The following is a 13169-nucleotide window of genomic DNA, read 5'->3' as shown; positions in this document are numbered from 1 at the left end:
AGCTCCACTGCGGGCAGTGGCTCTGCGCCGGTGACAGCGAAGCCAGCACCACCGAGCTCCCGTCGCCGACCGCAGCCGCACGGACGTCGGCGAGCGCCACCACCTGGTGTTCTCCGTTGTCGTAGGTGATCCAGCCCCCTGGCCGCAACACCGGCTTGCCCTGCCCGGCCATCACCTTCATAGCCCGGCTGACACCAGCGCGACAGCTGACATCGGCACCGAGACATCCACCGTCAGCTCGTGCGACCGCAGCAGGTGGAACAGCACCGGCAGCATTCCGATCGAGTCCCCCGCTGAGGCTCCCGGCACCAGCGGCTGTGGCTCGGCGAACACGGCCAGCGACTCGGTGGCCACGGGCTCTAGCCGGTGGCGGGAGCGGCGGTAGCCCGCCAGCCGGCGCACATTGCCCATCACGATCGCGTCCGGTGCCCCGACCAGCCGGAACTCCCATCCCACCTGGATGCAGGCTGCCTGCGGCGCCCCGAACTTCACCACGTCCCGAGGCTCGTGCCGTTCCGCCGGACGGCAATCGACCACCACCCCGTGCCGTTCTCGCAGCGGGCGAAGTAGTCCGGCGCATGCGAGATGCCCTTGCTCGCATCTGATCGCCAGAACAGCTGAGACGAGATTCACGCCACCGACGAGTCGAAGTCCAGGAGCATCACGTGGTCACGCTCCAGCCAGGACTCGTACCCGGCTCGCCCGCCCATCGTGGACGACCACCACAGGCCCGGCAGATGCCGCTGACCCCTGTACGACTTGAACGCGCGTACCGGCGCGAGGGTCCCGAGCCGGAGTGCCAGGCATCCACTAGCGGGGGGCGGAACTCCGGCAGTACCCCCAACGAACCTGTCGTGACTCTAACCAGAGCCCGCGACGAAAGGGCACTCTGCAAGACAAGAGACCAGACGAAGCATGAAGCTGCAAAGCTGAAGAGAGCCAGGTCAAGGGCCAACCGACAAGGCGATCGCTGACAGCGAACGCCCCGTTGGGAACATTCCCCCGGCGACAGACATTGAGTCGGCATAACTCAAGTTGACTGCCGAAGGGGAGATCATGGCTGCTGAGTCATCGGCGTTCACGCTCGTCCTGCCCGTGCTGCCGCTCGACGATGAGGTCGTGCTGCCCGGCATGGTGGTTCCGCTGGACCTGAGCGATGCCGAGGTCCGCGCCGCGGTGGAGGCCGCACAGGCCGCCGCGCGTTCGGAACCCGGCAAGCCAAGGGTGCTGCTGGTGCCCCGGGTGGACGGCACGTACGCCAGGACCGGTGTGCTGGGCACGGTCGAGCAGGTGGGCCGGCTGGCCGACGGCGACCCCGGCGCGCTGATCCGCGGCCGAAGCCGCGTCCGCATCGGCGCCGGTACCACCGGACCGGGCGCCGCCCTGTGGGTCGAGGGCGCCGAGGTGGACGAGAGCCTGCCCGAGCCGCTGCCCGGCCAGGTCGCCGAACTCGTCAAGGAATACAAGGCACTCGCCACCAGCTGGCTGCGCAAGCGCGGCGCCTGGCAGGTCGTGGACCGCGTCCAGGCCATCGACGGCGTCTCCGCGCTCGCCGACAACTCCGGCTACTCGCCCTTCCTCACCACCGAGCAGAAGGTCGAACTCCTGGAGACCGCCGACCCGGTGGCCCGCCTCAAGCTCGCCACGCAGCAGCTGCGCGACCACCTCGCCGAGCAGGACGTGGCCGAGACCATCGCCAAGGACGTCCAGGAGGGCGTCGACAAGCAGCAGCGCGAGTTCCTGCTGCGCCGTCAGCTGGAGGCCGTCCGCAAGGAGCTGCGCGAGCTGAACGGCGACCAGGAGGGCGCGGAGTCCGACGACTACCGCTCCCGGGTGGAGGCCGCCGACCTGCCGGAGACGGTCCGCGAGGCCGCGCTCAAGGAGGTCGACAAGCTGGAGCGGTCCTCCGACCAGTCGCCGGAGGGCAGCTGGATCCGCACCTGGCTGGACACCGTCCTCGAACTGCCCTGGAACGAGCGGACCGAGGACGCGTACGACATCCGGGGCGCCAAGGCGGTCCTCGACGCGGAACACGCGGGCCTGGAGGACGTCAAGGAGCGCATCACCGAGTACCTGGCCGTGCGCAAGCGGCGCGGCGACCGCGGACTCGGGGTGATCGGCGGGCGGCGCGGGGGCGCGGTGCTCGCGCTGGTCGGCCCGCCCGGTGTCGGCAAGACCAGCCTGGGCGAGTCGGTCGCGCACGCCATGGGCCGCAAGTTCGTCCGCGTCGCGCTCGGCGGCGTCCGCGACGAAGCCGAGATCCGCGGTCACCGCCGTACGTATGTCGGCGCGTTGCCCGGCCGGATCGTGCGCGCGATCAAGGAGGCCGGGTCCATGAACCCGGTCGTGCTCCTGGACGAGATCGACAAGGTGGGCTCGGACTTCCGGGGCGACCCGGCCGCCGCCCTCCTGGAGGTGCTCGACCCGGCGCAGAACCACACCTTCCGCGACCACTACCTGGAGGTCGAACTCGACCTGTCCGACGTCGTCTTCCTGGCCACCGCCAATGTCCTGGAGGCGATCCCGGAGGCGCTCGCCGACCGGATGGAGATCGTCCGTCTGGACGGCTACACCGAGGACGAGAAGGTCGTCATCGCCCGGGACCACCTGCTGCCGCGCCAGCTGGAGCGGGCCGGGCTCGACTCCGGCGAGGTCATGCTGGCGGAGAGCGCGCTGCGCAAGCTCGCGGGCGAGTACACGCGGGAGGCGGGCGTGCGCAATCTGGAGCGCTCGATCGCCCGGCTGCTGCGCAAGGTCGCGGCCCAGCACGAACTGGGCGAGCGGGAGCTGCCGTGCACCGTCGCGGACGACGACCTGCGCGCCCTGATCGGGCGGCCGCACCATGTGCCCGAGTCGGCGCAGGACCCGGCCGAGCGCCGTACGGCCGTGCCCGGGGTGGCGACCGGGCTCGCGGTCACCGGCGCGGGCGGCGACGTGCTCTTCGTGGAGGCGTCCCTCGCCGACCCGGAGACCGGCGCGGCGGGGCTGACCCTGACCGGTCAGCTGGGCGATGTGATGAAGGAGTCGGCGCGGATCGCGCTGAGCTTCCTGCGCAGCCACGGCGCCGAACTGGAGCTGCCGGTGACCGATCTGAAGGACCGGGGCGTGCACATCCACTTCCCGGCGGGCGCGGTCCCCAAGGACGGCCCGAGCGCGGGTGTCACCCTGACCACCGCGCTGGCCTCGCTGCTCTCCGGCCGTCAGGTGCGCACGGACGTGGCGATGACCGGTGAGGTCTCGCTGACCGGCCGGGTGCTGCCGATCGGCGGGGTGAAGCAGAAGCTGCTCGCCGCGCAGCGCGCCGGGGTGACCACCGTGATCATCCCCAAGCGCAACGAGGCCGACCTGGACGACGTCCCGGCCGAGGTGCTGGACAAGCTCGACGTGCACACCGTGACCGACGTCCGCCAGGTCTTGGAGCTGGCGCTGGTGCCCGCGGCCGACGCGGCGGCGCCGGAGGTTCCCCTGGCGGCGTGACGGACGCTTCGGGGAAGGGCAGGGCCCGGGTCCCGTGAGGGAGGCCCGGGTCCTCGCCGTGCGCACGCCCGGCTCGGTGAGCCGGGCGTGGCGGGGCGTCGGCCGATGACGCCCGGTGGCCGCCCCGGCCGTCAGCCGTTGGCGAGCGCCTGGACGCGGTCGAGCGCGCCGTTGAAGTAGTCGTGGTCGCCGACGGTCGCGCCGGAGGAGGTGTACTGCCACATCGTGTAGTACGACCAGCCGCCCGGCAGCGTCCCCACGGACGAGGCGTAGCGGGCGACCCACAGCGGGTTGTTGGCCGCGAAGCCGGCGTAGTTGCCGGTGCACTCGGTCCACCAGCTGGTGGCGGTGTAGATCACGGCGTCCCGGCCGGTGAGGGACTTGTACGTGTTCAGGAAGTCCGCGATCCAGCTGACCATCTGGCTCGCCGTCTTGCCGTAGCAGTCGGCGCCGTACGGGTTCCACTCGATGTCGAGCACGCCCGGCAGGGTCTTGCCGTCCTTGGACCAGCCGCCGCCGTGCGCGACGAAGTAGCTCGCCTGGGTGGCGCCGCTGGTGGTGTCCGGGGTGGCGAAGTGGTACGAGCCGCGGATCATGCCCACGTTGTACGAGCCGTTGTACTGCTGGGTGAAGGAGGGGTTCGTGTAGTACGTGCCCTCCGTCGCCTTCGTGTAGGCCCAGCGGACCCCGCTGCCGTACAGCGTCGACCAGGCCACGCTGCCCTGGTAGTTGGAGACGTCCACACCCTCGGTCTGGGTGGCGTCGCCGCTGGTGGGGGTGCCGTGGGTGCCGTCGTGCGCGGCGACGGTCTCGCCCATGTAGGCGGTGCCGCGGGTGGGCGTGGACGCGGCCTCGGCGGTGGTGAGGGGGAGTGCGCAGGCCATCGCCGCGAGCAGGGCCGTGACCATGACGGCGAGCGGGCGCGGGCGGAGTGAGCGAGGTCTGGGCGCGGGCATGACGTGCCTCCGGGGAGGGTGGGGAGGGTGGGGTGAAAGTGGGGGGAACATGGCAGTGACCTCGAAAGTGGCGCACTGTCGTGGGCATGTCATTCAATGCCCTGACGAAAAAGCTACGCACGTAGACAGCGGCGTGGGAAGGGGGTCCGGCCGCCGCCGTTGGTCTACGCCTGCGAAATACTTACGGAGCTGCGGCTATGACGGCGTTTGGCAGAAACTTTCAGGACCGCGAAACCGATCAGGGGTGTGACGTGCACGAGGACGGAAACGGCGCAGAAGCACGCGTCGCCGAGCAGGTGACGCCCAGTGGTGCAGACCAGGAATTCCTGGCACTCGAACGCGAGTTGACCGTACTGCTGCGACGCGCCCGCGCCAACCAGGGCGAGATGGCCCGGGAGGTCCACCCCGACCTGGAGTCCTCCGCGTACGGACTGCTGATCCGGCTGAACGAGCACGGCGGCCGGCGGGCCACCGAACTCGCCGGCTACTTCGGCGTCGGCAAGGCCACCATGTCCCGCCAGCTGCGCGCCCTGGAGGAGCTGGGCCTGATCACCCGGGAGCCCGACCCCGCGGACGGCCGCGCCTGGCTCGTCACCCTCACCGAGGAGGGCCACCGCCGGGTCGGCACGGTCCGCGAGGCCCGCCGCGCCCGGTACGTCAGCCAGCTCGCCCACTGGGACCGCCGCGAGGTGGCCGAGCTGGCCCGGCTGCTGCACCAGCTGAACGGCGTCATGGAGAAGTGACCCGCGGCTGAAAGAGGTGTCACAGCTCGACGTACACCACCGTCGCGTCGTCGTGCGTCTTGCTCCGCCCCAAAAACGCCCGCTCCTCCTCGTCCGCCGACTCCAGGTGCCGTACCCGGTCGACGAGCGAGCGGGCGCCGTCCTCGGCGAGGACGGTGAACAGACCGGTCCAGTCGCCCTGGTGGAACGTCTCCGTCCAGCGGGTCGCGCCGTCCGTCAGGGCGGCCAGCTCGGCGACCTCGCCGCGGGGCACGGTGCCGGTCACCGCGCGGGCGGCGACGGACGGGTCCGCGGCGGCCGTGAAGAAACCGCCCTCCTTGTTGCGCAGGTTCGCGTCCACCAGGGCGTCGGTGGCCAGCGCCGAGCGGGGCAGCCGGGCGAGCCGGTCGTCCAGGACCGCGGTGACCTCCCCGGCGGGCGAGCGCAGCAGCAGCGCCGAGTCGGAGAGGACCAGGTACTCGACCGTCTCGGCGGACCACCGGACGATGACCACGGTTGCCTGAGGCGTGCGCGGGTGAGAAAGGTCACAGGTGTCCGCATGTGTCTGCGCGGTGCGCTCGATCGCCCGGGAAAGGATGTCGGCCGGCGTCAGATCTCGGCCAGAAACGGTCAGTTCGGTCAGGGCCCCGCCGAGCCGGGCGGTGAACCAGGGGACGGAATGCAGACAGCCGGTCTCCCCGGCGGGCGGTGTCACCCCGTCCAGCAAGATCACACAACCGCCCTGTCCGGAGGCGGGTAGTCCGACATCGGCGAAGTCCTCGTTGGGTCGGGTCGCGTCGCCTGGTTCCGAAACGAGATCAGTTCGCATTCGGCCAGTCTGCACGAGCCCTTCACGGCCTCTCCCGAAGGCCGGCAATCGCCTGCGGATTGTCATGCTCGCGCAGGTCAGGCGCCTGGTTTGGGCGGTAATGGGTCACTCCGAAAAAGCGCGGTGGCGAATACTGCCAAACCCTTTCGCGCGCGTCCAACCGGCCCACCGGGGAACGGCCCGGCACACGCCAGAGGAACTTGCCCGCCAACTCCCCTCCGATGTTCACTCCTTCGGGTGGCGGGTCAGGTGATGCGCGACCACTGCCCACCGGCGCTGGGAGGGTCGGGAACCGTACGAACCGGGTGCACGCACCACTTGGCACCGAGCTGACGGGGCGCCACCCGGGCCCTTGGGTAGACGAGTTCAGGAATGCGAGCACCGGTGCAGATGAAGCGGCCTCGGCGCACAGGCAGGCAGACGGCCCCCGAGAAGGCCGCCCCCGAGACTCCCGTGGGCACCGGGCGGCCCACGCATGTGCGCACCCGGCTGATCGTCGCCGTCGCGGTCGTGGCCGCCGCGGTCGCCGGTGCCGGAGCCCCCTCTCTTCTCACCGCGTCCTCGGACGTGAGCGACTCCCAGGACCTGGTGACGCTCGCCTCCCGCACCCAGGACGCCCTCGCCCTCGCGGGCTCCCTGGCCGACGAGCGCGACGAGGTCACCTCCTACATCGCGGCCGGCCGCCCCGAGTCCAAGGCGCCCTCCGAGGACCGCAGCACCCGCGTCGACCGTCAGGTGGCGGATCTGCGCGCGGACGGCGGCGCCCCGGCGGACCTGCGCGGCGACCTCGACCGCATCGCGACCGTCCGGCGCGCCGCGCTCACCGGCAAGAGCACGGCACTCGAAGCCCACCAGGCGTACTCGGCGACGATCACCGAACTGCACCGGCTCGCCGAGCAGCTGGCCGAGCGGATGCCCCGGCGGGCCGGTTCCGGCGCCTACGCGCTCGCCGAACTGGACACCGCGGTCCAGCAGTCCGCCGCCGCCCGCGGCCTGCTGCTCGCCGCGCTGAACGTCCCGGCGACCACCCAGACGGTGTTCAACCCCGTCACCGGACTGCCCACCACCACCTCCGTGCCCACCGAGGCCGGCCGCAAGCAGCGCGACGCGCTCACCGCCGCCGCCCAGCAGGCCCGGCTGCGCTCCGACGCTGCCCTCGCCGACTTCCGCGAGAACGCGCCCAAGCCGGCTCTCGACGCGTACGACTCCACGGTCACCGGCGCCGACGTCAACTCGGCCGAGAAGTATCTGGACACCTTCACCGCCCAGCCGACCTTCCCGGACAGCGCCTCGGGCACCAGCGCCACCAAGCTGGACGCGGCCCTGTCCGGGCGGATCGACCTGATGCGCGGCGCGGAATCGGCCCTCTACGAGCACCGCACCCGGGACCTGGAGAAGCTGCGGGACGACGACGTCACCGCGCTGGAGATCCGGGTCGCGGTCCTCGGCGTGCTGCTGCTGGTCGCCGTCGGCATCGCCACCGCCATGGCCCGCACCCTCACCCGGCCCCTGTCGGTGCTGCGCCGCGGCACGGCCCGGCTCGCCGAGCCCGGCGACGCGGCCGGCCGCGAACCCATCGCCTTCACCGGCCGCAACGACGAGTTCGCGCAGGTCGTCCGCTCCGTCAACGCCCTGCAGGCGCACGCCGCCGCCCTGCACGAGCGGGTCACCACCCTGGAGACCGACCGCAAGCACCTGGTCGGGCAGCGGCAGAAGATGGCCGACGCCCGCGAGGAGCTGCGCGCCGAACTCGCCGAGGCGGCGGCCGAACTGGCCCGGGTGCGCGCCGGTATCGGCGGCACCTTCGTCAACCTGGCGCTGCGCACCCTCGGCCTGGTCGAGCGCCAGCTCGCCGTCATCGAGGGCCTGGAGGACCGGGAGCAGGACCCCGAGCGGCTCGCCACCCTCTTCAAGCTGGACCACTTCGCCACGGTGATGCGCCGGCACAACGAGAACCTGCTGGTCCTCGCCGGTACCGAGCATGTCCAGCAGCACCACGGACCGGTGCCGCTGGTCGACGTGGTGCGCGCCGCGGTCAGCGAGATCGAGCGGTACGAGCGGGTGCGCATCGCCGCGCTGCCGCCGCACGCGCACATCGCGGGCTTCGCCGCGGACGACCTCTCGCACCTGCTGGCCGAACTGATGGAGAACGCCACCACGTTCTCCCCGCCGGACGTGCCGGTCGAGGTCTCCGGCTGGCTCCTGGAGTCCGGCGAGGTCATGCTCTCCGTGCACGACGAGGGCATCGGCATGGCGGACGACCGCCTCATCCGGCTCAACGCGCGGCTCGCCGACTTCGACCCCGAGGCCGGGTACGACCAGGAGGGCGACGACGGACTCGGGCTCGGCCTCTACGTCGTGGCCCGCCTCGCCCACCGGCACGGTGTGCGGGTGCAGCTGCGCGAGCAGAAGCAGGGCGGGGTCGCCGCGGTCGTGGTGCTGCCGGCCACCCTGCTGTCCGAGGCCCCCGCGACGGCCGTACCCCCGCAGGCGGCCACCTCCACCACCGGCACCTTCACCCTGCCGGGCGCCGCCGCCGAGGCCAACTCCAATGTCCTGCCCACCCGCCCGAAGGACGGCGCCGAGCCGCAGGACCCGCTGGTGGCGCTGGCCGAGAAGGCGGTCAGGGACGCCGGTGCGGAGCCGGAGCCGGAGCCCGAGCCCGAGCCGGAGGCCGCCGCGGACACGGCCGCGCCCGGAGCCGCGGCGTCCAAAACCGCCGACGACACGACGCACGAGCAGGCGGGGCCCGGCGCTGAGGAGGCCGAGGCCCGTCCCAAGGCCCCGGTGGAGACCTTCGCCGAGACGACGATGGAGCTGCTGCTCCCGCTCACGGACGAGGCACCGCGGAAGGCACCGGACGAGGACCCCGACGACCAGCCGGATGAACAGTCTGACGACCAGCCGGACGAACAGTCGGTCGACCGGCCGGTCGAGCGGCCCGCGGCTCCCGTCGACGCCGAACCCATCAGCCACGCGCGGCCCATGACCGGGGCCGCCGACGACGGCGAGGCCGAGGAGCGGGTCACCAGCAAGGGGCTGCCCAAGCGCACCCCCAGGATCACCGCACCCGCACCCCCGCCCCGCCAGCGCAGCACCAGCGTCGACGCCGAGGCCCTGCGCCGCAGGCTCGGTGGCTTCCGCCGAGGAGCACAGGCCGGCTACCGCGACGTCGAGGCAGAGATCGAAGACCATTCCGAGGACACCACGGGGGGCCCCATCGAGGAGGCAAGCAGTTGACCGCTCCCAGTACCTTCGGGCTGAGCACTGAGGCCCGCAATCTGCACTGGCTGCTGACCAACCTGGTCGAGGAGGTCCCCGGCATCCAGTCCGTCGCCGTGGTCTCCTCGGACGGTCTGCTGCTGCTGTCGTCCGACCCGGGCCACACGGAGCAGTCCCGCCAGGCCCGTCCCGGCAAGGGCCCCCGCGGCTCCTCCGCCGACCTCGCCACCATCGTCTCCGGCATCGGCAGCCTCACCGTCGGCGCCGCCAAGCTGATGACGTTCGGCGGGGTCAAGCACACCATGGTCGCGATGGAGGAGGGCAGCCTGTTCGTGATGTCCATCAGCGACGGCTCACTGCTCGGCGTGCACGGCTCCGCCGAGTGCGACATGAGCGTGGTGGCCTACCACATGGCGCTGTTCGTCGGCCGCGCCGGTCACGTCCTCACCCCGGAACTCCGCAGCGAGCTGCGCAAGTCCCTGGAGTCGGCCGGGAGCGCCCGATGAGCGGCACACCGAAGCTCCCGGTGCGCGGCGGTGAGCGCAAACCCGCCCGCGTGCGCCCCTACTCGCTCACCGGCGGCCGCACCCGCTTCGGGCACGTCCTCCTCGTGGAGACCTTCGTGGCCAGCACCGCGGCCATCGAGGCGCCCGAGGAGCGCAGAGAACTGACGAAGGGATCGCTCGCCGGTGTCATGCCGGAGATGCGGGCCATCGTCGAACTGTGCCGCCGTATGCGCACGGTGGCCGAGATCGCCGCGCTGCTGAAGATGCCGCTCGGCGTGGTCCGCGTGCTCCTCAGCGACCTCGCGGACCAGGGAAAGATCCGTGTGTACGGCACCGGAACCGGTCATGGCACCGGCCGCCCGGACCGCGCTCTGCTGGAAAGGGTGCTGAGTGGACTTCGCCGTCTCTGACGCCACCGCCTCCCTCGGAGGCGCCGCCCCCCTCGTCGCCGGCTTCGCCGAGCCCGACGAGGACCTGAAGGCCTGGCAGACGGACCGGACGCGGGCCCCCGTCGCGACGAAGATCGTGGTGGCGGGCGGCTTCGGCGTCGGCAAGACCACCCTGGTCACGGCCGTCTCGGAGATCACGCCGCTGCAGACCGAGGCGCTGATGACCCAGGCGAGCGAGGGCACCGACGACCTCTCCGGCACTCCGGACAAGGTCACCACCACCGTGGCCATGGACTTCGGCCGCATCACGCTCGACGACGACCTGGTGCTCTACCTGTTCGGCACGCCGGGTCAGCAGCGGTTCTGGTTCATGTGGGACGACCTGGTGCGCGGCGCGATCGGCGCCGTGGTGCTGGCCGACACCCGCCGCCTCAAGGACTGCTTCCCCGCCCTTGACTACTTCGAGAGCTGCGGACTGCCGTACGTCGTCGCGGTCAACCACTTCGACGGCAGCGAGCGGTTCGACATCGAGGACGTCCGGGAGGCGCTGACGATACCCCCGCACATCCCTGTCATGATCATGGATGCGCGGCGGCGGATTTCGGCCATCGAGACCCTGCTGGCCCTGGTCGGCCACGCGCTGGACGAAACCCCCGAGTAGTCCTGTAAGGAGCCACCACCCGCATGCGGAAGATACTCGTCGTCGGAGCCGGTCAGTCCGGCCTCCAGATCGCCCTCGGCCTTCAGTCGCACGGCTACGAGGTCACCCTGATGTCGAACCGGACCGCGGACGAGATCCGGTCCGGCCGCGTCATGTCGACGCAGTGCATGTTCCACACCGCGCTGCAGCACGAGCGCGACCTCCAGCTGAACTTCTGGGAGTCCCAGGCCCCGAAGATCCAGGGCCTCGGCGTCTCGGTCGCGGCCCCCGGCTCGCACGACCCCGGCCCCACCCAGCGCGCCATCGACTGGGTCGGCAAGCTGGACGGTTACGCCCAGTCCGTCGACCAGCGGGTGAAGATGGCCGGCTGGATGGAGACCTTCGCCCAGCGCGGCGGCCAACTGGTCATCCACGGCGCGGCGGTGGGCGACCTCGACTACTTCTCGCGCACCTACGACCTGGTGCTGGTCGCCGCAGGCAAGGGCGAGCTGGTGTCCATGTTCGGCCGCGACGCCGCGCGCTCCCCGTACAGCGAGCCGCAGCGGGCGCTCGCGGTGGCGTACGTGCACGGGCTCGGGCCGCGCCCCGAGCACCCGGAGTTCGACGCGGTGCGCTGCAACCTGGTGCCGGGCGTCGGCGAGCTGTTCGTCATGCCGACGTACACCGTCTCCGGGCGCGCCGACATCCTGTTCTGGGAGGGCGTGCCGGGCGGCCCGCTCGATGTCTTCAACGGCGTCAAGGACCCGGCCGAGCACCTCTCCCTGACCCTGGAACTCATGGAGAAGTTCACGCCCTGGGAGTACGCGCGGGCGACGAAGGTCGAACTCACGGACGCCGGTGGCACGTTGGCCGGGCGGTACGCGCCGACCGTGCGCAACCCGATCGGCCGGCTGCCCTCGGGCGGCCTGGTGCTCGGCGTCGCCGACGTGGTCGTCGCCAACGACCCGATCACCGGCCAGGGCTCCAACTCCGCGTCCAAGTGCGCGGCTTCCTACCTCGCGTCGATCCTGGAGCGCGGGGAGCAGCCGTTCGACGAGGAGTGGATGCGGGGGACGTTCGAGCGGTACTGGCAGACGGCGCGGCACGTCACGAAGTGGACGAACGCGATGCTGGCGCCGCCGCCGGAGCACGTCCTGAACCTCATCGGCGCGGCCGGGCAGTTGCCGCCGGTGGCGGATCGGTTCGCCAACGGGTTCAACGACCCGGCCGACTTCGAGAACTTCTTCTTCGAGCCGGAGAAGGCGGGGGCGTACCTCTCGGCTGTGGCGGGGGCCTAGCCGCCGTGGGGGCGCGGGCGCGTGCGCGGCTGGTCGCGCGGTTCCCCGCGCCCCTGAAGGGGCGCTAGCCGGGGCGTACGGCTCCCAGTACGGGATTCGACGCCACCGGGGAGATCTTGATCCGGGTGCCCGGTCTCGGGGCCTGGACGACCTTGCCGTCGCCCGCGTAGATCGCCACGTGGGTCGCCTCGGGGAAGTAGATCACCAGGTCGCCGGGGCGTAGTTGGCGCAGCGGGATGTGGGGCAGGTGTCTCCACTGTTCCTGGCTGGTGCGGGGGATCGGGGTGCCCGCGTGCTGCCAGGACTGGGAGGTCAGGCCGGAGCAGTCATAGGAGGAGGGGCCCTGTGCACCCCAGACGTAGGGCTTGCCGACCTGTCTCAGGGCGAAGCGGACGGCGCGTTCGCCCTGGCGGGAGGCCGGGTGGTCGTCGGCGAGCGAGCCGGCGAGGGACCGCTGGGCCGCGCTGACGCCCTGCTGTTCGAGGCGGTCGACGGCGGCCAGCCGGTCCGGGTCGAGGGTGGCCAGCAGGCGCTCCACGTCGGCGAGTCTCGCCTGGACGGCCGCGCGCTGCTTCTTCTGCTGTCCGGCGAGGGCCCGTTGGGTGTCGAGGGCCTTGCGGGCGGTGCGGGCGACGGCGTCCGAGTGCCGCTCGGCGCCGGTCAACCGGTCGACCGTACGGGCGCGTTGGCGGGCCAGTTCGCCGAGCACATGGCCCTCGTCGAGGGCGCGCTGCGGATCCGGGGCGAACAGCAGGCTGACATAGGGGCCGAGTCCGCCGGAGGCGCCCTGGTACTGCTGGCGGGCCAGCCGGCCGGCGTCGGCGCGGCCGGCCTCCAGGGCGCGCCGGGCGCGGCTCAGCTCCTTGTCGAGGCGGGCCACCTCCGACTTCTGCCGCCCCAGCCGGTCGGCGGTGGCGTCATAGGTCTCGGTGGCCTGCTCGGTCTGCCGGTACAGCTTCTGGAGGTCCGTCAGCAGTTGGGAGACGGAACGCTGCGGCTCGGGCGCGGCGGTGGCGGGCACGGGCGCGAGGACGGCCTGGGCCGCCACCGTGGCCGTACAGGCCAGGCGCACAAGCTTTCCTGACACGTCATCACCTCGGGTGCGGAGGGGGAGGGCGCATTGCCGTTCC

11 protein-coding genes are annotated in these 13169 nt (G+C 71.8%); 7 read left to right on the top strand and 4 right to left on the bottom strand.

The annotated features are described in order from the left end of the window. Positions 1-177: 177 nt before the first annotated feature. Positions 178-495 carry a hypothetical protein gene (locus tag ACLF5H_RS35915; protein WP_421680189.1) on the bottom strand — a complete coding sequence of 106 codons (318 nt, stop codon included), beginning with the start codon at positions 493-495 and terminating at the stop codon, positions 178-180. 561 nt (positions 496-1056) lie between these two features. Here ACLF5H_RS35915 and lon point away from each other — a divergent pair. After that, positions 1057-3477, top strand: a complete 2421-nt coding sequence (gene lon / locus ACLF5H_RS35910) for an endopeptidase La (protein WP_421680188.1) — start codon at positions 1057-1059, stop codon at positions 3475-3477. A 131-nt stretch (positions 3478-3608) separates the two neighbouring features. Here the strand turns inward: lon and ACLF5H_RS35905 are convergent, their stop codons facing one another. Then, positions 3609-4433: a lysozyme gene (locus tag ACLF5H_RS35905; RefSeq protein WP_421680187.1), complete on the bottom strand. Its 825-nt coding sequence runs from the start codon at positions 4431-4433 to the stop codon at positions 3609-3611. Between the two features lie 251 nt (positions 4434-4684). Here ACLF5H_RS35905 and ACLF5H_RS35900 point away from each other — a divergent pair, with 251 nt between their 5' ends. Next, positions 4685-5176, top strand: coding sequence for a MarR family winged helix-turn-helix transcriptional regulator (locus ACLF5H_RS35900; protein ID WP_037660260.1), 492 nt, complete (start codon positions 4685-4687; stop codon positions 5174-5176). Between the two features lie 19 nt (positions 5177-5195). Here the strand turns inward: ACLF5H_RS35900 and ACLF5H_RS35895 are convergent, their stop codons facing one another. Further along, a complete protein-coding gene (locus ACLF5H_RS35895; protein WP_421680186.1) occupies positions 5196-5984 on the bottom strand; it encodes a protein phosphatase 2C domain-containing protein in 789 nt (262 codons plus the stop codon). 384 nt (positions 5985-6368) lie between these two features. On the opposite strand from ACLF5H_RS35895, the gene ACLF5H_RS35890 reads away from it, so the two are divergent. From ACLF5H_RS35890 to ACLF5H_RS35870, 5 genes are read left to right on the top strand one after another with little or no spacing between them, the layout of a single operon-like run. Next, positions 6369-9224 carry a nitrate- and nitrite sensing domain-containing protein gene (locus ACLF5H_RS35890; protein ID WP_421680185.1) on the top strand — a complete coding sequence of 952 codons (2856 nt, stop codon included), beginning with the start codon at positions 6369-6371 and terminating at the stop codon, positions 9222-9224. Beyond that, on the top strand, positions 9221-9712 hold the full coding sequence (locus ACLF5H_RS35885; RefSeq protein ID WP_037660264.1) for a roadblock/LC7 domain-containing protein: 492 nt from the start codon (positions 9221-9223) through the stop codon (positions 9710-9712). Before ACLF5H_RS35890 ends, ACLF5H_RS35885 begins: the two co-directional genes overlap by 4 nt. Further along, positions 9709-10122 carry a DUF742 domain-containing protein gene (locus ACLF5H_RS35880; RefSeq protein ID WP_037660266.1) on the top strand — a complete coding sequence of 138 codons (414 nt, stop codon included), beginning with the start codon at positions 9709-9711 and terminating at the stop codon, positions 10120-10122. The genes ACLF5H_RS35885 and ACLF5H_RS35880 overlap by 4 nt, the downstream gene beginning before the upstream one ends. Then, a complete protein-coding gene (locus tag ACLF5H_RS35875) occupies positions 10103-10762 on the top strand; it encodes a GTP-binding protein (RefSeq protein WP_416481291.1) in 660 nt (219 codons plus the stop codon). The genes ACLF5H_RS35880 and ACLF5H_RS35875 overlap by 20 nt, the downstream gene beginning before the upstream one ends. A gap of 23 nt (positions 10763-10785) precedes the next feature. Next, positions 10786-12039 carry a styrene monooxygenase/indole monooxygenase family protein gene (locus ACLF5H_RS35870; RefSeq protein ID WP_421680184.1) on the top strand — a complete coding sequence of 418 codons (1254 nt, stop codon included), beginning with the start codon at positions 10786-10788 and terminating at the stop codon, positions 12037-12039. A 64-nt stretch (positions 12040-12103) separates the two neighbouring features. Here ACLF5H_RS35870 and ACLF5H_RS35865 read toward each other — a convergent pair whose 3' ends face one another. After that, the gene (locus ACLF5H_RS35865; protein WP_421680183.1) at positions 12104-13126 is read right to left on the bottom strand and encodes an NlpC/P60 family protein; all 1023 of its coding nucleotides are present in this window, start codon (positions 13124-13126) and stop codon (positions 12104-12106) included. Between the last annotated feature and the right edge of the window lie 43 nt (positions 13127-13169).

The organism is Streptomyces sp. LaBMicrA B280, from assembly GCF_049222185.1.
In the GTDB taxonomy this organism is placed as follows: domain Bacteria; phylum Actinomycetota; class Actinomycetes; order Streptomycetales; family Streptomycetaceae; genus Streptomyces; species Streptomyces murinus.
Note: the sequence above shows the minus strand (reverse complement) of the source record. Positions and strands in the feature narration are given on the sequence as shown.